A 21,186-nucleotide genomic window follows, 5' to 3' on the forward strand; every position below is an offset into this window, starting at 1 on the left:
CGCGGAATTTTAAATCCTACGTTCAAAAGCAGCTCGCTCGCGCCGAATAAATTTTAAAATTCTACTTACACGCGAGCTGCGCACGACAAATGGTTTAAATTTCGTCGTTTAAATTTAGATCTCACGGCTAAATTTCGCGGCCAAATTTGCACAGCGCGCAGTAAATTTTACGCCGTTTTAAAAACGCGCGCCGTATACCCGCCGAAACGCTCGCCGCTTCTCAAAAATAATCGCGCAAAGCTAAATTTAGCGGCAATGCACAAAGGCACGTAAATTTAGAAATGCAGACGCGCGATGGGCGGCCAGGCTTAGCCCTCCTCGCCCAAAATCAGTCTAAGCGCGACGTTTGCCTGATGTGCGGCGCAGATCGCCACGCGCGGCGCGAGCAGCCCCACGCCCTGAGCCGCGGCGCTTTTGCGGTCACCGCAGACGAAGACGTTTTTGCCGAGCCGCGTCGTGCGGATCTCGTTGGCGTCGCCGCTGCCCGCCATGCCGCTAGCGCAGATCAAAAAGCGATCTGTGCCGCTGAGCGCGTCGAAAATCATCGCCTTCGCCGCCGCGTCGTCGAAGCACTCGCAAATTATACGCTCGTTTTTTAAAATTTCGGCTACGTTTTGCGCGGTAAGCCGCTCGTTTAAGGTTTGCACGCGCACGAACGGGTTTATGCGCGCGATTTTTTCGCGCAGAGCGGCCGTTTTGGGCTTGTAGAGATCACCGATCTCGTACTGCTGGCGGTTGAGGTTGGTCGGTTCGACGACGTCAAAGTCGATCAAAAAGAGCTCGCCCACGCCTGCGCGCGCAAGCAGGATCGCGACGTTGGAGCCGAGCCCGCCGAGCCCGCAGATCGCCACGCGCGAGCCTTGCAGCGCCTCGTTTACTGAAGGAGCGTTGCGAGCAAGCATCAGCTCGCGAAGCTCCTGAGGCGCCAGCTCCGCTCCGCGGGCAAGCAAAAAGAGCTCATCGCCCGCCTTTAGCTCGCAGTTCTGCGTGCTCGCATAGCCGTTTATCACGGCGATCTCGCCGCTAAATTTAACCTCGCGCTTCAGCCCGTCAAGATCGCTCGCGGCTGTTTCGTAAGCTTTGCCGTTTAATTTTATCTGCATTTTGATCCTAAATTTTATCTTTTTGCCGTTTAAATTTATCGCGCAAATTTAAGCGCGCGGCGCCTTGCATCTGCGCGAACATAGCGCGCATTGATGCGGTATTGCGGCGCGGTTGCGGCAGAAATCTGCGCGGCTACTACGCACCGCGCAAACGCTCGCGTGAATTACGGCGCAAGCGGACGTACCTGGCGCATCGCACGCGATTTTGATCTAAAAATTTCATCTTGCTTTAACGCGTCATGTTTCAAGCCTACTGCGCGCATTGTATTCAGCTAATACGGCGCGTCGTAGAGGTCCCGTACGGCAGCGCAATGCACACTAAATCCGTTAAATTTTAGCGCATTAACCCAACTTATCGGTTAAATTTAAAGCCGCGAAGCGCTAGAGCGATCCGCCGAATTTAAAAGCTTAAACGCACGAATAAATCCATGCTGCAGCTAAATTTAAAATTTCAAGCCGAACCGAACCGACGAAAAAGCGGCACGCAGCAACATACGTCGTAGCGTACATAGCGGCAGAGATCTCGGGGTAAATTTTAAAACCCCGCGCCCAGACCCCGCAACTTCGGCGTAAATTTTAATGCTCCCGCGCTCAAGCCTACGGCGCCGATGCGGTTTTAAAGCCCATATCATGCCACCGCAGCTGGCAACGCAAATTAGCGTTCCATTACCACAATAAAAATTTAAACTCTATCGCCGCGGAGCGAATTTTAAAACTCCTGCATTCGGTCGCCGCGGCTTCCTCATAAATTTAAAAATCCCAAACACGCTATGTCCCTGCGCCGCCGTATCGCTTAAAATTTTAACGACGCGCGCGCAAATTTTAAGCCCCAGCCGCTGTGTCGCCATGCCGCTTAAAATTTAACGGCTTCCTTAGTGACCTTCGCGCAGATTTAAACCTAGGCTGCCGTAATTTAACATAACCCGAAGCTCCGACCTTAGCCGCCGCCTACGAACTCGACGATCTCATATTTTTTGCCGCTTGAGATCTGCGTGCGCTCCCACGCCTCTTTTTTTAAAATTTCGCCGTCGCGCTCGAGCGCCACGAAGCGCAGATCGTGTCCGCGCGAGCGCAAAAACTCGCTCACGCTCATATCCTGCGCCAGCTGCAGAGGCTCGCCGTTTACGCAGATCTCAATCATCGCTCGCCCCCAAGCTCTCGCGATACTCCTCGTAAGTACCCCTAAAATCGACAATTTCGCCGTCTCCTTTGAGATGCAAAATTCTATTTGCAAACGCGTCGATGAGCTCACGGTCGTGGCTCACGCAGATCGCGCAGCCCGCGAAGTTATACAGCGCCTCGCCAAGCGCGATGATCGCCTCAAGATCGAGGTGGTTGTTGGGCTCGTCGAGCACTAGCAGGTTTGGGCGTTGCAGCATTAGCTTGCTTAGCATCACGCGGTGTTTCTCGCCGCCGCTTAGGCTGCCTACGCTTTTCTCCTGCTCCGCGCCGCTAAAAAGCATACGTCCAAGGCATTTGCGAATTTCATCCAGATCCCTATTTTGCGGGCTTTGCAGATATTCGTAGAGCTTGAGCTCGCCTGAAATTTTATTATTCGTATCCTGCGCAAAGTACCCGGGCTCGATCGTGGCGCCCATGTGAACCTTGCCGCGCTGCGGCGCGAGCTCGCCCATGATGATCTTGCAAAGCGTGCTTTTGCCCACGCCGTTTCGCCCGATGATGCCGATCTTATCGCCGTGAGCGAGCTTGAGATTGAAATTTTTTAAAATTTTAATCTCGCCGAAGCTCATATCCACGCCGCTTAGCTCTAAAATTTCATTGCCGATCTCGCGCGCGGGCTTAAATAAAATACTAGGCTCTCTGCGCGAAGAGGTCGCAAGCTCGCTAAGATCGAGTTTGTCGAGCTGTTTTTGACGGCTCGTGGCCTGCTTGGCTTTGCTTGCGTTGGCGCTGAAGCGAGCGATAAATTTTTCAAGCTCAGCCTTCTCTTTGAGCTTTTTCTCGCGCTCAAACTGCGCCTGTTTGGCGATGAGATTGGACGCGATGAACCAGTCGTCGTAATTGCCGCTAAATTCGCGCACCCGCCTAAAATCAACGTCGAGGATGTCCGTGCAGACGTGGTTTAAAAAGTGGCGGTCGTGGCTGATGACTACGAGCGTGCCGGCGTGGCGATTTAGCTCAAACTCGAGCCACGAAATGGCGTCGATATCGAGATTGTTCGTAGGCTCGTCCAAAAACAGCACGTCGGGGCGCGGGAAGAGCACCTGCGCGAGCAGAACCTTAAATTTATCACTCGTCTCGATCTCGCTCATCTTTTTATCGAAGTCGTTCAGCCCCAGCGAACTTAAAATTTTCTCGATCCGCGTTTCGTACTCGTAAGCGGGATCCTCCTCGGCGCAGATCATCTCAAGCTCGCCGAGGCGCTCGTTTATCTCGTCGTTAAACTCGCCCGCTTCGTAAAGCTGCGTCTTTTCGCGCACGGCGTCATAAAGGCGCTTGTTGCCGTAAAGCACGGCGTCTTTGACGCTGAAACTTTCAAAGGCGAACTGATCCTGCCCCAAAACGCCGATTTTAAGCCCGCTTTCAATCAAAATTTCGCCGCTGCTTGCTTCGATCTGTCCGCTTAAAATTTTAAGTAGCGTCGATTTACCCGCGCCGTTTGCGCCGATGAGACCGTAGCGCCTGCCCTTATCGAGGCTCAAATTTACGTTTTCAAAAAGCAGCTGTTTGCCGAAGCGCATCGTTAGATCTTTGATTTCAACCATATTTTTCCTTTTAAATTTCTCTTTGCATTGCCTTGCGCGCGGGCTTCTGCTAGGTTTTGCGCGCAAATTTCATCTCGCGGTTTATTGCGGCTTTTGCGCCGTTCGGAGCTGCGATAAATTTCTCCTATTGTAGCTTAAAATTCTGAAATTTCGCCGAAGGAGCGCGAGCGGGCGCGATTAAATTTAAACCGCTAGAGCAATTTAAAATTTTAGCCGCTGTAATCGCTATCGCGAGTGATGATGAGCGTGTAGTTCGGATATGCCGCGCGCACCTGCTTACAGACCGCACGAAACGTCGCCTCCATATCGGGCGCTGCGAAATCGACGATAACGTCAAAGCTGATCGCGCGCTTTTCCTCGTCGAGATAAAATCCATGTATCTGCGAGACGAACTCATGCGAAAACGCCATCTGCTTGATATGCTCGTAGATCTCGGCGGCGCGCGGATCGTTCCTGTTAAACGCGTAAATTCCTACGGTATCCAGGATGATATTAAATTTCGCAAAAACGGCATTTTGGATGCGGCGCGTAAGAGCGTCGATCTGCGCTGCGGTCGTGTCCTCTGCGACTTCGATGTGGATGCTGCCGACCATCTTATCGGGTCCGTAGTCATGAAACATCAGATCGTATGCGCCGATGACGCCCTCAAAGCCCCGCACGACGTCGTAAATTTCATTCGTCAGCTCCAGGCTCGGACGCGAACCCAAAAGCTTGCTGATGGTATCGCGTAGAATTTCATACGCCGTTTTGATCAGAAGAGCCGAAATTATCGCGCCCAGATACGCTTCTAAGCTCAGCCCAAAAATAAGCGAAATCAAAGCCGCTACGAGGGTGGCTAGCGATACGAGCGCATCGTATTTGGCATCCACGCCGCTAGCGATGAGCGAGTCCGAGTTTACGCGCTCGCCCGTCTTTTGCGTGTAAAGCCCCAGGCTAAATTTCGCCGCGACCGCTACGGCGATGATGACGAGAGAAACCGCATTATAATTCGCCGCCTGCGGATGAATGATCTTTTTGATCGATTCGACGAGCGAGACGCCGCCGGTGTAGAGGATGATGACGGCGATTACGATCGCGCTTAGATACTCGATCCTGCCGTGTCCGAAGGGATGCGCGCGATCGGGCTGCTTGCTAGCAAGACGTACGCCCACGATCGTAATGGCGGACGAGAGTGCGTCGCTTAGGTTGTTTACGGCATCAAGTACGATCGCGATCGAGCCCGAAATCAGCCCTACGACGCCCTTAAATGCCGCTAAAATTATATTTGAAATGATACCGATCGCACCGGTGCGAACGATGATTTTATCCCTGCTATACGCCGCTTGAGGCACTTCCATTATCTCTCCTTTGAAATTTTACTCTAAGCCGCAATCGCTGCGCGTGTAGGTCAGATCGGCGATTTTTTCGCCGCTTTGCAGAAATTCTCGTACGCCTATGCGATTTAGACCGCCCGCTTTCATCATCGCGCATACGTCCTTTTGCCTGTTGGCGCGCAAAATGCTTTCAAAATTTTGCTTGATTTTGGGATCTACTTTATCCCAAATTTCATTTTTTAGAATCGTAGGAATTACAAATTTATCGCCCTCGCATGTAGCCGCGCCCAACTCTATATTTTTAGTCGCGGGGTGACTGTGCCCATTTACGGCGTCCGCCAAAGTCTTGCAGCGCTCGGCATCTCCCGCAAGCGCTGCGCTGCAGATAAATACGCCGAACAAGGCGGGTATAAATTTTTTCATTTTTATCTCCTGATTTTATTTGAAATTTATCATATTAAAATTTTAAATTCAATCTATTTTTAAAATTTAAGAACCCTCTGCGCGGCGCAAATCCGCGAACCGCCAAAATTACTTACGTTAAATTAGCGGCGTAAATTCCATAAATCACCGCTAGAAATTTTCTAAATCGCGGCAAAAATTCTTTAAATTCCGCGCAAAATTCTATGAGTAGAAATTTTGCGACGGATCGCATGCGCTCGCTCAAAGCGGCGTGCGGCGAGATCGTCCGTATCTTTTTCAAACTCGCCGTTTAAGTTATAGATTTAACGCAGCTTAAAAAAAAGCTCCAGCCAATCCGCGCCCGCCGTTTAAATTTATAAATTTAATGCAGTTCCGCGTTGAGTTTGATCGCGCGCTTGCTAACGCTTGCTGTAATCTGCCCGCTTTGGCTATTTTGTCGGAAGTGCAGACCGCTAAGCCCGGCAAGCTCAAGCCCTTTATAAATTTCACGATCAAACGCAAAGCCCGCATTTAGCGCCGCTAGCGCCTCGCGATCCTTTTGCGCGATGAAAACCTTCGTGCCCTCAAGTATCGCGATGCCGGCATCCACGATACAGCGATCACCGAGCGGAATGCCCGTTACGGAGTTTGCGCCCAGCAGGCAGTGCTTGCCGATGCTCACAGCATTGCCGTTGGTGCCGCTTAGCACGCCCAAAATCGACGCGCCACCGCCTATATCGCTGCCCTCGCCCACGACGACCGAGCTGCTGACGCGCCCCTCGATCATAACGCTGCCAGTCGTGCCTGCGTTGAAATTCACATACGCAGCACCCGGCATCACGGTCGTACCCGCGGCGATATGCGCACCCAAACGCACCTTCGCATCATCTAAAATCCGAACGTTTTGCGGCGGCACGACGTGGCTTAGGTAGCGCGGAAATTTATCGACGCTGATTATGCGTGGATAGCGACCTTGCATTTTTAAAGAGATTTCGTTTTCACGCAGCCACCAAAGCTCGATTGGGCGGGCGTTTTCGTCCCATGCGACGTTCGGAAGCACGCTAAATGCGCCGTCTAGATTGAGCGTGCGCGGCTCGCAGAGATCTAGCGAAAGCGCGTAAAGCTTGAGATAGACGCTCTCGACGCTTTTCGGCGCGGTATCCTCAAAGATAAAACTAGCGCAAAAGCTCGCGTGCTCGTCCGATTTCATCGCCTCTTTAACCGCAAGCAGCACCTGCAGATTTTTGTGCGCGCCCTCTTTGGCGTCTGGCTGTAGAAATTTTAAAGCCTCGATCGCCTTTTTTAGGGCTTTGTGCGTTAGCGGAAGGACGCACTCACTACCGCTAAAATCCACGACCTCGCCGCATTCGGTTAGAGCATGGATTAGCACTGCTGCGCTTGTTAGCCCATCTTTAAAATTTACGTGCGCGTAATTTACGCTTAGGCTTTTGTGCCCCTCCGCACACCCCTTAAATACGCGCCCGACCGCCCACATGATCGGATCGCGATAGCCCTTTTGGGCGCGAACTTTATCTGCAAAAGCCTGAAGCTCGCTTAGGCTTTTAATCTCTTTCATATTTAATCCTTAATCGCAAAATTGCGCGGGAGTATAGCTAAATTTAATTTAAAAATAATCAAATTTTGCCAAATTGATTCGTCCGCCATAAAATGCTTTTACTCGTAAATATCCACTTTTTCCTCTTCGTTAGCTATTTTTAAATATTGCTCAGCGAACTCACGCATTATCGTTGCGAATCTAGTAAAACCTTCCGCATCAAGGGCTTCGGCTTTTTCTTGATTCTGCTTAGCAAGCTCTCGCTCTTCCCGCCCGTAAGTAAAAGTATGTATTCCGCGCCGATTAAAAAGCGTGAGCGTGAATTCGGAGCGTATTTTATCGGCATCTCTAGCATCTAAAATATCGGCCACGGCTTTATGGATCCAAAGTCCGCCCGGATCGGCAGGCGCATAAGTTAAAATTTGTCCAATATAGTGCCTAGCAACTCCTATATGCCCCGTCTCTTCGGTAATCCTTTTGGCCTCCTTGATCCACTCTTTAAATGCATTTTCGTCAAATTTTCCATCTTCTTTAACTCCCGGATAAAGTTTCCATTCATATAAAATATCGTAGGCATTTTGGGCCAGATAGCGTTTATTCTCATCTATTTCTTTAGCACTGTCGCTTTTATCATACTTGGAACGAAAGGCGAGAGCAATCATATCGGCAAAGAATTGCGGATCGGAAGCTAGTTTTTTTTCGATTGCTGTAGGGGATTCTTCTGTAGAAAATCTTTTTAGCCAAGAAAAGAACCTAGATTCAATTTTAAGCAGTATGTCTTGATCTATAGTTTTTGATTTTTGAAGACGCTTAATTAGCTCAACTACATCATAGGCCACATAGCTATAGTCGGTAAGTTCTTGCTTACCGCTTTTACTATCAAGGACCGAGATAAGCGAACGAACCGCTAAGGCTTCATTAATTTCGGCTTTATTTGCCTTGTGAGCAGCGCAGATAACGGCCGCACCTTCGCGCCCATACGTAAGCAATTTTTCGGTTGCCTCATTCAGATTGCTGTCTGATTCATAGGGATTAACTTTAACGTTTTTCCAGTACAGATCCTCGCTATTTTCTCCTAAATACTTAGAAACCGCTTTCCATATCTCTTCATTGAAAGGTAAAAGCAACAGAAATTTAGCGCGTTGCTCTAAAGACCAATCTTTTTGCATAATCATTTCAGCCCAATCAATGCCGATTTTATAAAATTTGATCCGTGCATACCCGCTTAAAACCTGCTTTTCAACTTCATCATTTGAATCAAGAAATGTTGGCAATAGTTCATTTTCAATCAAATCATATTCTATTTCGCCCAAAGCTCGACCTACATCAAACGGCGAAGCTACTTTTTTGGCAAAATTTATGCACTTTATCAAACCTCCGCTGTCCAAAATTTCTTTTATAGCGGAATTGCGTTTTTTAGCGAGCCTTTCTATCTGCATATCGCGGTCACCATCTCCGTCCAACAACTCAAAAACTACGCCATTAAATAAATAACGATATTTTATTTCCGGCGAAGATGGCGCAAGACTATCGGCTATGTTTTTGATTTTGCAAAGTTTTTCTTCGGGCAATGCCCAGTTAGTATTAGAAAATTTTCTATGACGACGCACAATCTCATCGAGTTTCTCCCAAACCAAATAGCGTTTTTCTTCGGGCAAATTTATTATGTTATCCGACAAGCAATAATCAAGAATAAAATCGTATGCATTTTTGGGCAAATTTGAAAGCCTTTCTATAAGCTCAATAAATTTATCCACGTCTTCTTTTGCTAAATCAATCATAAGCTCGGATAAAGCAGCAATTTGCTCCAAATATTCATTTTGAAATACACCATCCTTCCAATCTAACGGGATAAAATCTCTCCAAATAGGGCGATAGTTTCCGCTTGTGACTTGGCAACCTTGCGGAAGCAACTCTAGCAGCAGAGACCATCCGATTTTAGGTTGATTTTTTATCACGGCTTTGATCGCCGCTTTTCTTATATCAAATTTTACGGTAGTTTGCACATGCCAAGGTAAAAATATATTCACAAGCGATCTCATAGGACGATTTGCCCAAGATCCGCCGGGATCAATAGAGGCAAGATCCACCAAAATAACCGCTACTCTTGATAAATAATTAGGAGACCATGCCAGCTCTTCAAGAGCCCAAAGTAAACCGCACATGTAATTACGCCCCTCTATTCCGTTTCCTTCTTGTTCAAATAGTTTATGAAAAGGAGAATTCGAAATATCGACCAATGACAACTCTACAGCATCAAGAAATTCGCTGGGCGCGGCTTCTGCTAAAAGCGGTAAGTAGTAATCTATGCTCGCCCATCGCTCCCAATCCGCCCCATCAAGCAATGTGCGCACAATAAAATTTACAGCGTTTAAAGCTTCATTGCAAGAGCAGTTACTAAGTGCTTGAGGGCGACTACCCATCAAAGCAAGCGTTTGAGAAATTCCTTTTCTAATATTTTGCGAATAGTTTAATTGTTTTCCATAAAAACTAGCGGCACATCGTTCTTCTTTCAGCAAATCAAGCGCCGGATCTCTTTCTTCTAAAACTGAAATCGCTATACTCTTAAAACGGGCTAGATCGTCATTTGAGATCATACCTCCAAGGACATCCCAAGCCTCATCACAAGAAATAACTTTCCATTTTCCCTCTATCAAAGTAAACGGAGAGTCTGGACGTAAAGCGTCGGCTCTAAATTTTTCCATCCATTCTTTATAACTTTTGCCGACAAATTCTTCTATAGCTTGAATGTCCGCTTTATTTTCTTCATCCCATCGACCTATTAAACAGGCTTTTGCCAATTCGCGAGCAGTATTTCGTTTCGCATACGACGGCGCAGCAACTCCTACGAGATACCTCATAAGTGCAGACAGCCTCCTATTTCCTATTTTAGCAAATTCCTCTGCAAGAGCATCTGGGAACTGCGCTTTCGTCAGTATCTCTTTGATCTGATATGATGGAGGACTTTTAAGGTCTATAACATCGTCATTACCAATTGATGGGGCATCGCAAAACGGCGCGATCACTCCATGCCCTTTTTCTATGGCTAACGCAAGTAAATTTTGTTGTTCATCATCCAAGCCTAGCCTTGGGCTAGCAACCAATACATGTGATCGTCGCAACTCGGATATTGCTTGCCATGTATCTTTATCTTTTATAAAAAGACACCTATCTGCATATTTTTGTGCCTTTTCTTTTTCAAGCGTCATAAGGTAGGCCGCCACAAAATCATCTACATCGTTTTCGCTCTCAGCAATAATAAAAAGTTTTTTAGCTTCGCCCGAAAAGATGGTCTTAAGCGCGCTACACGCTTTATCGCGAGAAGAGGTAAAAAGCTCGGGCGGAAAAGCCAGCCCATTAAATTGTGACTGGATCAAGTTGCAATTTTTAAATTTAGATTGAGTTAAATTCCAGTGTTCAAGCGGGGTTATGATATCACCTAAATTTGACGAAATTCCTATTTTGCAAGCCATCCACTTACCGATAGCGGGAAATTCTCTAAGCCAATCCGCTAGCTTTACCCCATCTATTATTATAATTCGTTTCCATCCTGTATTTTGCCGCCTTTTAACCCAAGCCCTCTGTTTTGGCTCATTCCAACCATTTGCTTCGGCCGAACGCGGAGTAGCGAAGACGAAAGTGGAATTTGCCCGCTCTTCATTGCTCAATTCATCAGTTCTTTTTTGAAAGTCACTACTTGCTTTTTCTTGAGGATCTTTTCCGGTGCCTATTTCCCAATATGATTTCCCCGCAGGAACAAATTCAAAAAATCCGGTCTCGCAATCTACAATGCCGTCCATGCCGGGTTGATTTACGGCATCACCGTAAGGTATGCGGCACTCGCTTATATTAGCTGCCGATTGTCTGATAAGTCGACAAATAAGCTCGGGAATTACTCCTTCGCTCTCACGCGTATCTGCATATCGTGCCAAATCGTTAGGAGTTACAATGCTTGTATGTTTCATATTATTAATAATTCCTTTCTATATTTATGTCCCTATTATATTTCACTCGATATACCTTTTACGTTATCTTAATCTCATAATGTAAACCTAAAGAGTACTTTAATCCTCTTTATCGGAACATAGATTTCACAGAAATTATCAAATTTATGAACAGTAAAATTTATTGAAGAAATTGTTATAAATACTGTCCATCCTACCTAAACACATCATCCATCGGCGTGCTTTCGCATTTCTTGCGGTCCGCTTCTACAGAGAGCAGGCGAGCTTTGCTTTCGTCTAAAATTTTCGGAGTAATAACAAGCCCCGGCAGATCTAAGGAATTTACGGCGTGCTTGCCGGCAAACGCCCCCAGGCCTCTGCCAAATATCCCGTTTACGCGCCCGTTCATATCATAAATCTCGCTTCCGTCGCAGTGAAAGACATTGCCGGAGATGCACTCGCATTTAAGCCCATCCGCAGCCTCTGTGTATCTGTAGTCCTCGACGTAAAGCGCACCGCTTACGCCGCGGACGCTACTAATGGGATTGTAAATTAACACGGCTAGAATTTCATTCTTTTGCGGATTTGAGATCTCCCACTCCACGGCGCGATATGAGCTAAGCAGTAGCACGATGGGCTTATCGGATTTGGCTAAATTTAGCTTGACGCGATTATTCATCTGCGCGCTTTCGTAGATCGCGCCGAGCCACAGATCGTAGTCCTTATCCGCGGGGATCTTGGCTACGGCGTCCTTTTGACGATAAAATGGCTCTACATCTTTAAAATCCACGAAAAGCTCACTGGAATGCGCGTCATTTAAAAACCACGCTTCGATCTTGTGCTTGCCCTTGCTAAATTTATACGTAAGCGGGCGCTTTTGATTGCTAGATGTTCCGCCTAGCACGTCCGTGCCATCTACGGCGATTACCAGCGTGGACCAGCCGTAATCTCCTAGCACCATCTTTTCGACATCTGCGTCGAAATTAAACTCGCCGACCCAATACGCCATAAGATTTGGAGACGGGATTTCATGGAAAGAATTTCCTTCGTAATTGACGCTAATGCGATCGACGTTTTCAGAGAAAACCACTTTCTTAGGCTCATCTTTATTCAGATAAAACGCCAAAAACTTATCCTGCGGGATCTGCGCATCCGCAGTAATCTCTTTCGCCCATTTTTGCATATTGCTCTCTTGCGCGAACGCCGCAAATGCAAGCACCAAAATAATCAAAAACCTCATTACCGACCTTTCTTATTTCGTATAAAAGTAAAATCCCTAAACCTAAAAGCCCTAGGCTTAGGGATTTTGCCGCTTTAGCTTCCTGCCTATACGAATGAAATTTCAGCTGCTTAAATTTCAGCTGCGCGAGAAATTTACTTCCGCAATCACTACAGATAAAATTTCATCCCAAATAAACTCTACAGAGACTTTCGCAGATAAACTCCACCGCCATAAGGCCCGGCGAAGTAAAATTTAAACTAGCGCAATACTGCAGCTACCGCTAAAAAGCTAGACGCGATAAATTTCAAGCCTAAAATTCATATTTTAAAGCCCCATCTTAAAATTTTAAAACAAAGTTTTAGCGATAAATTTTGCATTTTGAAATTCCGCAGCAAAGCTTTATGCTTAAAATTTTACATTTGAAAACTCCAAGACGGAATTCTACGGCAAATTTTACCTCGCTGAATTGCGCGTTTGGAATTTAATTTTCGCCGTAAAATTCTGCGCTTAGAATTTTATCTGAACCCTCACACAACGAAGCTTGGGTAAAATTGTAGCTCGAAATTTCAAGCTTTAAAATTTAATGCTACAACCTCTGCACGAAATTCTATACACAAAAATTTTACTGGCGCCATAAAATTTCGCGGCAAAATCGCAGCGGAATTTTAACGCAGAATTTCGAGCTACAAAATTCGGCTCGAAATTCCGAGCCGCAAAACCCGCGTGAAATTTTACCCGCTAAATTTACGGGCAAAATTCTATGACGGATTTGCATACCAAAATTTTGCGAGTATTATAAAATTTGCAGCGAAATTCGACGAGAAATTTCAAACTATTAAATTCCACGTTGAATTTCAATCTGCAAAATTCACGAGAAATTCCGCGCTAAATTTGACGCCGCACCCGCCAAAGCCCTAATTCGAGCAGGCGCTCTTGCCGTCCATCACCGGCTGGATCGCGGAGTTATCCGCCAGCTCCTCGCGATCGATCTTCTCGATCTTTTCCCACAGCTTGCGCGCGGCATCTTCGTAGCGCTTCGCGCTCAAAGAACCTGGCGCATAGAAGCTTACCGGCTTGCCGCTGTCGCCGCCCTCGCGGATAGCGATCTCGATCGGGATCTCGCCGATTACTTCGGTATTGTATCGCTGCGCTAGCTTTTGCGCGCCGCCGCGGCCGAAGATGTCGTACTCCTTGCCGTTATCGGGGCAGATGAAGCCGCTCATATTCTCGATAAGGCCTGCGATCGGGATGTGGAGCTTTTCGAACATATCAAGCCCGCGAGCGCTGTCGTCCAGCGCGACTGTCTGTGGCGTCGTAACGCACACGCCCGCCGTTACCGGCACGCTCTGAGCGAGCGTAAGCTGCGCGTCGCCCGTACCCGGAGGCATATCCAAAAACAACACGTCCAGATCGCTCCACGCCACGTCTTTTAGTAGCTGCTCGATCGCCTTCATTATCATAGAGCCACGCCAGATAAGGCTCGCGCCCTCCTCCATCAGCACGCCCATGCTCATCATCTCCACGCCGTGGCTTAAAATCGGCTTTAGCTTCTGCCCCACGACGCTTGCTTGCGTCTTATCCTCGCCTAGCATTCGCGGCAAATTCGGCCCGTAAATATCGGCATCCAAAATCCCCACCCTCTTTCCGAGCTTTGCCGTGCTGATGGCTAAATTTAGCGTCGTCGTGCTCTTGCCTACGCCGCCCTTGCCGCTGCTGATCATCACGAAATGCTTGATCTGCGGCGCGATATTTTTGCCGCTGCGAGAATTGCTCTTTTCCTCGGCGATCTTGGGTTGTTTGATTAAAATTTCGGCATCCGCGCCGAGCGCCTTTTGCGCCGCCGATCTAAGCTCTGCTGCAATTTCAGGCTTGGCGCTGGGGATTTCGATCCCTACGAAAATTCTATCGCCGATCTCGACCTCTTTTACAAATCCAAAATCCACGATACTTTTAGAAAAGCCCGGATAGATCACGCTTTTAAGCAAATTTAAGACTTCGTCTTTACTCATTCTTTCTCCTTATTTTCGGTTAAATTTCTACTGATTTTATATGCGCAAAATTTCGGCCCGCACATCGAGCAAAACTCCGCGCCCTTGTAAATTTCATCGCCCAGGCTCTCGTCATGCAGCTCGCGCGCATGATCTGGATCGAAGCTAAGCTCAAACTGCCTGTTCCAATCAAAACCATACCGCGCATCGCTCATCTCGTGATCGCGCTCTATCGCGCCCGCTTTGCCTAGCGCGACGTCCGCGGCGTGAGCGGCGATCTTATGCGCGATAATGCCCTCTCTGACGTCTTTTGCATTGGGAAGCCCCAGATGCTCCTTAGGCGTTACGTAGCAGAGCATGCTGGCGCCGCAATACGCAGCCATCGTCCCGCCGATAGCCGAGCTGATATGATCGTAGCCCGCGCCGATGTCGGTCGGAAGCGGACCAAGTACGTAAAACGGCGCGTCGCGGCAGAGCTTGCGCTCTAGCTGCATATTAAGCTCGATCTCGTTAAACGGGATGTGCCCCGGCCCCTCGATCATCACCTGCACGTTTTTTTCATTCGCGCGCAGGGCCAGCTCGCCTAAAATTTCAAGCTCGCTAAGCTGCGCCCTATCGGTCGCGTCGTATAAGCAACCAGGGCGCAAGCCGTCTCCCAGAGATAGCGATACGTCGTAAGCGGCGCAGATATCGCAAATTTCATCAAACGCTTCGTAGAAGGGATTTTGCTTATGAAATTTCATCATCCACGACGCTATCAGCGAGCCGCCTCTGCTTACGATACCCATCTTGCGACGGGACAGCAGCGGCATAAACTCTAGCTTAAAGCCCGCATGGATCGTGAAATAATCCACTCCCTGCCGCGCCTGCTTCTCGATCGTATTAAGAATAGCGCTCGTTTTTAAATTTTTAATATCGCCCAGCTCATGAATCATCTGATAGATCGGCACCGTGCCTATGGGTACGGGCGAGCGCTCGATTATCGCGGCGCGGATCTCGTCCAAATCGCCGCCCGTGCTTAGATCCATCACCGTATCGGCGCCGTATTTTAAGCAAGCCTCAAGCTTTTCCAGCTCGCCCTCGATATCGCTCGTCGTGCCCGAGGAGCCGATGTTTGCGTTGATCTTGCACCGCAGCGCGCGCCCGATGCCGACGGGTTTTAAGCTTTTGTGATTAACGTTTGCGGGGATGATCGCTCTTCCTTGCGCGAGCAAATCGCACAAGACCCGCACGTCCATGCGCTCGCTTTGCGCGACCTCTCTCATCTGTGGCGTCAGCTCGCCTTTTTTTGCAAAATAGATCTGTGATACGCAGCTTTCGGTCATTTTCGCCTCGCTTCTTAAAAATGCGCGTATAATATAACAAATTTCATTAATCCTTACTTTTCTTTTGCCGTTTATTTTCGTAACGCAGGCTGAAATTTTACCGCCGCGCAGGGTAAATTTACGCCTAAGATTAAGATATTTTAGCCCGCGAGTCGCGATTAATTTTGCTTTCATTTTTAATACGTATAATTTCGTAACAAAATTTCAAGGATAAAATTTGAAAGATATATCGCTGATTTTGCTCGCCGCGGGCGATTCGAGCAGGTTTGAGCTCCCCGTCAAAAAGCAGTGGTTGCGCGTGGGCGAGCTGCCGCTTTGGCAATACGTCGCGCAGAGCATTGCGCGGGCGCACCCATTTAAAAAAATCATAATCGCCGTGAACGAGGAGGACGTGGGCTATTGCGAGCGCCTCTATGCGTGCAGCCTAGCCTCGGCACGCGGAGAAAACTCGGAGTGCGGCAAAAGCGCAGAGTGCGGCAAAAGCGCAGAGTGCGGCAAAAGCGTGGAGTGCGGCACGAGCGAGTATAAATTTAAAAGCGAGCGAGGCGGGATCGGATGCGGCGCTGATGATCTAAACGACGCAAGCAAGCCGCGGGGCGCGGAAAATTTTAAAGCTCAAGTCGAATGCGACGCAGATGAATGCGGCTCTGCAAATTTAAAATTTCACTTCGCCCCGGGCGGCGCAAATCGTCAAAGCTCGCTAAAAAACGCGCTAAAGCTCGTAGAGAGCGAGCTCGTGCTCGTAAGCGACGTAGCCCGCGCGCAAATTTCGCCCGAGCTGATCTCCTCGCTGATACGAAATTTAGGCGGCGCGGACTGCGTCAGCCCCTATCTTGGCGTAAATGACACGACCTATCTCGGCGAGCGCATTGTGGAGCGAGAGGAACTGCGCCTCATCCAAACGCCGCAGCTTTCGCGCACGGCGCTACTTAAAAAGGCGCTTGAGGGAGACGAAATTTTTACCGACGATAGCGCGGCGGTCGGTAGCGCGGGCGGGCGGTTAGAATTTATAAAAGGCGAAGCGGGCGCGCTTAAGATCACGCGCGCAAGCGATCTGGCGGCACTAAATTTAAAACCCTGCTCGCGCGATATCTTTTGCGGCACGGGTTACGACGTGCACGTGCTTGAAAAAGGCGCGGGCATCGTGCTCGGCGGCGTGCAAATTCCATGCGAGTTCGCGCTGATCGCGCACAGCGACGGCGACGTAGCAATCCATGCCCTAATCGACGCTATTTGCGGCGCAGCAATGCTGGGAGACATCGGCGAGCTTTTCCCCGACAGCGACGCCAAATTTAAAGGCGCGGATAGCAAGGAGCTGTTACGAAAGGTAATGCGGCGCGTCAGAGGCTACGGCTACGAGCTCGTAAACGCCGATATTACGATCATCGCGCAGCGCCCGAAGATCGGTGCTTACAAAGCGCAGATGCAAGAGGTTTTAAGCGAAATTCTAAACTGCGCCCGCGTCAATGTCAAAGCGACCACGACCGAAGGGCTGGGATTTACGGGCAGAAGCGAAGGCATCGCCGCGCAGGCTGCGGTAAGCTTGAAATTTTACGACTGGCAAAAGCACGCAGCAAAGGCGCAGGACGTATGAAAATTTTAATAATCGAGAGCGAAAGCTATCTTGCTCAAAGTATCGCAAACAAGCTTGGCGCGCTTGGGCATGAATGCACTAACGCGGCGAGTTTAGCAACCGCGGCGGGCCTTGCGGAGGAGTTTGAGGCGGTGCTACTCTCTACGAGCTGGAGCGGCGCGAGCTTTTATCCGCTGATCGAGAAATTTAGGCGCTCGATCATAATTTTAATGGTCGCCTACGTCGATAGCGAAACGGTGCTAAACCCCGTAAAAGCGGGCGCGACGGATTATATCCAAAAGCCTTTTATGATAGAGGAGCTCATAAAAAAGATCGAGCACTACGCGCAGTTTCGCTCGCTAAAATCACAAAACGAAGCCTACGAAGTGTTGCTTAAAGAGATCTCTCTTTCGTGCGAAATACCGCCCGCGCGTTTAGCGCAGATAAAATTTCCGCTTCTTTTGCGCGGCGATGCGGCAGTGCGAGCTGCGGCGGTATTTAAGATCGCACTCGCGTTAAAATCGCGCCTTAAAATTCTATCCGCGCAAAGCCCTGAGCTGCTAGAACGCGGCGCGGAGATTTTTTACGCACCAGATTTTGATAGCCTAAGCGGCGCACAGAAGGAAAAATTTCTAAGCAAAACCAAATCCATGCGTATAATCGCCGGATCCATCGGCGCGCAAAAGGGCTTTAACGACGAAATTACGCTTGGCAGCAGCAAAGAACGCAGTGAAATTTTAAGCATCGAAGAATACGTAAAGCTCACGATCGTAGCGCACCAAGACGAGTATTTCGACTCCGATCTGGCGGCGGCACTTGGGATTTCGCGAAAATCGCTTTGGGAGAAAAGGAAAAAATATGGCATCGCAAGAAAAAAATAGCCGCGCGCGCTCGGTACGGATCGCAGGCGAGATAGAAATTTCGCGTGATACCGGCAATTTGCACGAAATAAAACCGCTTGAAAGCGAAGGAATTTCAAGTAGCACAAAAATTCTAAACGCCGCAAGAGCTTCGAGCGATGCGGCGCTAAATTTAAAGGCGAAGCAAAATTTAAAAGCAAAGCGCAATTTAAAAACGATGCGAAATTTAAAAGCGTCAAGGGCTGGCGATGCTAGAAAAGAGAAGGCACAAACTAAGGGCTCGGCATGGAATTTAAAAGGAAAGCAAGCCGGAAGCGAGAGCAAAGGCGCAAATAATAGCGCAATGCAAATCCGCAAGATAGTGATCTCGCGCTCCGACCTAAACGTCTTGAGCCTGCTCGCAAACGGCGCTTTCGGCAAGAGCTGCGAGCTACTGCGCCCAAGCAAGCTAAGCGTATGCGGCATAAATTTCGTTTTTTCCTGCGCGGACGCAAAAAAAGGCGATATTTTGGAGCTTTACCTCCGCAAGGACGGCATAGCTGAACGCACCGAAAATTTGCTTAGCGGCGAAAGTGGTGCGTATTTGCTAGCTAAAGAATCACGCAACTTGCAGGATGGAGTTTCTGCCGCGGCGCAAAACGAGCAGAATTTTGTGAAAAGCGGCGCAGGTTTCGCGCGCACTGCAAGTGCGCAAAGCGCTATAAACGCCACAAGCGAAGGCTTAGACCATATAGAAAGCCTTACTGCGAGCTATGATCAAACTTTTACTAGCAGCACAGATGTAAAATCTGCAAACAACGCCGCTTTGGATTTGGCGAAAAGCTCCAGTGAAAATTCTGCGGTAAATTCCGCGCAGAGCTTTGCCGAAAATTCTGCGATAAATCGCGTTTGTAGCGCAGATGCAAAATCCGTAGCAAATTCGGCGGGAAATTTTATCTCAAATTCCACCGAAAATTTCATCAAAAATTCCGCTGCAAATCCCGCCTATTGTGAGCTTGTCGCGCGCATAGACGTTAGCGACGTTTATGCCCCAAGCGCAAGCGAGGTCGCAGACTCGGTGTTTCAAAACGTATACGCAGAGCAAACTGCGGTGCAGGGGCGCATCACGCTGCTAAAAAATGGTCTTGCAGAGCAAATCGCGCGCATAAAAAAAGTCGCAAGCTCGCTTGCCGCGCCTAAAATTTCAGCGTTTTTTACCTGCGCCGATCCGATCCACCGCGTGCATGAGCGGCTGATTAGGCATATGATCGACAAAGCGGATTTCGTGGTGATTTTTTTGACCGGCACGAGCAGCGCGGATGCCCTGCCCTACGAGCTACGCAAAAAAACACTAAGCTATTTACTGCAAAATTTTTTGGTCGCGCAACGCGCTATGATGATCGATCTGGGCTCGCTTGCGATTTTTGACGACAAGCCCGCCCTGCAATGCGCGATCGCAAAAAATTTAGGTATAAACAAAATAATTTTTGGGCAAAATCACGCAAATATGGAGCTATTTTTCGAAGGTGGCGGCGTGCATTCGGTGCTGGACGAGTATCAAAAGCGCGGCGAAATCGAGATTTTGCTTATGCCAGAATACGTCTATTGCGAGAAGTGCAAGGTGCTCGTAAGCACGAAAAACTGCCCTCACGGCGCTCATCATCACGTGCATTACCGCACTCAAAATCTCAAAGCTCTGCTGCGCTCGGGGATCTTGCCGCCCGCGATTTTTATGCGTAAAGAGATCTCGGCGATGATTTTAAGCGAGCTTTTTCCCGCGCGATTTTCGGATCTGCAAAAGCTCTACGACGAACTTTTTCCAAACAGCGGGATCTTGCAGAGCCACGGTGAAAGCGAGTTTTACGAGCAGCTTATGCAGCTGTACCAAACCAGTGCGCTAAAGACATAGCTCTCGAGGGCGCAACGCAAAAATGATGTGGAATTTGCGGAAGCTAGGCAGAGGGTAAAATTTCGCGGCGTTAGAATTTACGGCGGCTAGACGTAAAGTAAAATTTCATAGTGCGGAAAGAAAGGACTGCACGGAATTTTGTAGAATAAAGAGCGGCGGACGCAGATTTGGCGTAAAATTTTGCGGTACAACGAAGCTAAATTTTTAGAGCATTAGCAGCGGTACGATAAAACGAGCTTTAAATTTTAAAGTCTTGGCTTCGTAGCAAATTTATAACGGCGCAGTAAATTTTGCGGCGAAGCGAATTTAAAATTTTAAGGCGCGATGTATATGTAAGGCAGCACGGCAAATCTAAATTTTAAGCTTTCGGCAAGCGAGTTTAAATTTAGCCAGATGCTCGCAGTAAGTCGCAGTGCATAAATTTGGGCGAGGCACAACGACTGCCACTCGCGCAAAATGCCGTGCGTTTGCGGACGGGTTTGAAAACTCCGCGCAGGCGAGCAAAATTTTAAAATTTTTACGCAAATGAGTAGAATTTTAAAATTCCTACGTTAGTGAGCAAAATTCGTGGCGAGCGAGTAGAACTGATTTCGTGTAGGCGGGCAAATTAATTCTACATGCACGAACGAAATTTAAAATTTTCGCACGCGAGCAGATGCTCTAATTAAAATAAGCGGTAAAATTTTAAAAAGCAAAATTTAAAAGGACAATTATGGATAAAATTTTCGTTACATTTTTCGGCGCGGGGCTACTAAAACCCGCGCCCGGCACTTGGGGCAGCATCGCAGGCTGGATAGCGGGGCTTGCGATCTTGATGCTCGCGGGCGAGGTGACGCTGTTTTTGTGCGCCGGCCTCGTTTTTTTCGTCTCGCTTAAGATCGTAAGCGATTACGAAAGGCGGGTAGGCGCGCACGATAACAGCGAGATCGTAATCGACGAGGTCGTGGGGGTGTGGATCGCAATGTGCGTCGCTGCGCCCGTGGGCGAGATCTTTTCACTGCCGCTGCCGGAGCTGATCGCGGGCTTTGAGAGCAGCAGGATATCGATCGTCGCGATGATTTTGGCGCTGCTGTTTTTCAGGGCGTTTGACATCCGCAAGCCCTCGATCATCGGGCGCGTGGATCGCGACGTACCAGGCGGGCTCGGCGTGATGCTGGATGACGTGCTGGCGGGCTTTTTCGCAGGACTTGGGGTTTTGATAGTTATCTCTTTAGGGCTCAAGCTCGGCGCCGCAGGATTGATTTTTTAAACTTTTTGGATGTGTTCATGGCAAACACAGCGCGATTG

At 48.6% G+C, this 21,186-nt stretch carries 15 protein-coding genes; 4 read left to right on the forward strand and 11 right to left on the reverse strand.

The window, feature by feature from the left end:
• Window positions 1–308: 308 nt before the first annotated feature.
• The 11 genes from thiF to thiC form a co-directional block, all read right to left on the reverse strand.
• Window positions 309–1,103: a sulfur carrier protein ThiS adenylyltransferase ThiF gene (gene thiF, locus Q0117_RS02700; protein WP_297922186.1), complete on the reverse strand. Its 795-nt coding sequence runs from the start codon at window positions 1,101–1,103 to the stop codon at window positions 309–311.
• 937 nt (window positions 1,104–2,040) lie between these two features.
• Window positions 2,041–2,244 (reverse strand): sulfur carrier protein ThiS, encoded by a 204-nt coding sequence (gene thiS / locus Q0117_RS02705; RefSeq protein WP_005871344.1) that lies wholly within the window; start codon window positions 2,242–2,244, stop codon window positions 2,041–2,043.
• Window positions 2,237–3,829: an ABC-F family ATP-binding cassette domain-containing protein gene (locus Q0117_RS02710; RefSeq protein ID WP_297922191.1), complete on the reverse strand. Its 1,593-nt coding sequence runs from the start codon at window positions 3,827–3,829 to the stop codon at window positions 2,237–2,239. Before Q0117_RS02710 ends, thiS begins: the two co-directional genes overlap by 8 nt.
• A 209-nt stretch (window positions 3,830–4,038) precedes the next feature.
• A complete protein-coding gene (locus Q0117_RS02715; protein ID WP_297922194.1) occupies window positions 4,039–5,166 on the reverse strand; it encodes a cation diffusion facilitator family transporter in 1,128 nt (375 codons plus the stop codon).
• 18 nt (window positions 5,167–5,184) lie between these two features.
• A complete protein-coding gene (locus Q0117_RS02720; RefSeq protein ID WP_297922197.1) occupies window positions 5,185–5,565 on the reverse strand; it encodes a hypothetical protein in 381 nt (126 codons plus the stop codon).
• A gap of 112 nt (window positions 5,566–5,677) precedes the next feature.
• Window positions 5,678–5,845 carry a hypothetical protein gene (locus Q0117_RS02725; protein WP_297922200.1) on the reverse strand — a complete coding sequence of 56 codons (168 nt, stop codon included), beginning with the start codon at window positions 5,843–5,845 and terminating at the stop codon, window positions 5,678–5,680.
• An 81-nt stretch (window positions 5,846–5,926) separates the two neighbouring features.
• Entirely contained in the window at window positions 5,927–7,120 is a 1,194-nt protein-coding gene (locus Q0117_RS02730; protein ID WP_297922203.1) for a tetrahydrodipicolinate N-succinyltransferase N-terminal domain-containing protein, read from the reverse strand.
• 98 nt (window positions 7,121–7,218) lie between these two features.
• Window positions 7,219–11,064: a hypothetical protein gene (locus Q0117_RS02735; protein WP_297922206.1), complete on the reverse strand. Its 3,846-nt coding sequence runs from the start codon at window positions 11,062–11,064 to the stop codon at window positions 7,219–7,221.
• Window positions 11,065–11,257: 193 nt separating this feature from the next.
• Entirely contained in the window at window positions 11,258–12,283 is a 1,026-nt protein-coding gene (locus Q0117_RS02740; RefSeq protein WP_297901187.1) for a hypothetical protein, read from the reverse strand.
• Window positions 12,284–13,179: 896 nt separating this feature from the next.
• Entirely contained in the window at window positions 13,180–14,274 is a 1,095-nt protein-coding gene (locus Q0117_RS02745) for an Mrp/NBP35 family ATP-binding protein (RefSeq protein ID WP_297922210.1), read from the reverse strand.
• On the reverse strand, window positions 14,271–15,578 hold the full coding sequence (gene thiC / locus Q0117_RS02750; protein ID WP_297922267.1) for a phosphomethylpyrimidine synthase ThiC: 1,308 nt from the start codon (window positions 15,576–15,578) through the stop codon (window positions 14,271–14,273). The genes Q0117_RS02745 and thiC overlap by 4 nt, the downstream gene beginning before the upstream one ends.
• A 217-nt stretch (window positions 15,579–15,795) precedes the next feature.
• Here thiC and ispF point away from each other — a divergent pair, with 217 nt between their 5' ends.
• From ispF to Q0117_RS02770, 4 genes are all read left to right on the forward strand, one after another.
• A complete protein-coding gene (gene ispF, locus Q0117_RS02755) occupies window positions 15,796–17,172 on the forward strand; it encodes a 2-C-methyl-D-erythritol 2,4-cyclodiphosphate synthase (RefSeq protein ID WP_297922213.1) in 1,377 nt (458 codons plus the stop codon).
• Window positions 17,169–18,032, forward strand: coding sequence for a response regulator (locus tag Q0117_RS02760; protein ID WP_297922216.1), 864 nt, complete (start codon window positions 17,169–17,171; stop codon window positions 18,030–18,032). Before ispF ends, Q0117_RS02760 begins: the two co-directional genes overlap by 4 nt.
• Window positions 18,010–19,899 carry a hypothetical protein gene (locus tag Q0117_RS02765; protein WP_297922219.1) on the forward strand — a complete coding sequence of 630 codons (1,890 nt, stop codon included), beginning with the start codon at window positions 18,010–18,012 and terminating at the stop codon, window positions 19,897–19,899. Before Q0117_RS02760 ends, Q0117_RS02765 begins: the two co-directional genes overlap by 23 nt.
• A 712-nt stretch (window positions 19,900–20,611) precedes the next feature.
• Window positions 20,612–21,148: a phosphatidylglycerophosphatase A gene (locus tag Q0117_RS02770; protein ID WP_297922222.1), complete on the forward strand. Its 537-nt coding sequence runs from the start codon at window positions 20,612–20,614 to the stop codon at window positions 21,146–21,148.
• Window positions 21,149–21,186 lie beyond the last annotated feature (38 nt).

The organism is uncultured Campylobacter sp. (assembly GCF_937997535.1).
Classification (GTDB): domain Bacteria; phylum Campylobacterota; class Campylobacteria; order Campylobacterales; family Campylobacteraceae; genus Campylobacter_B.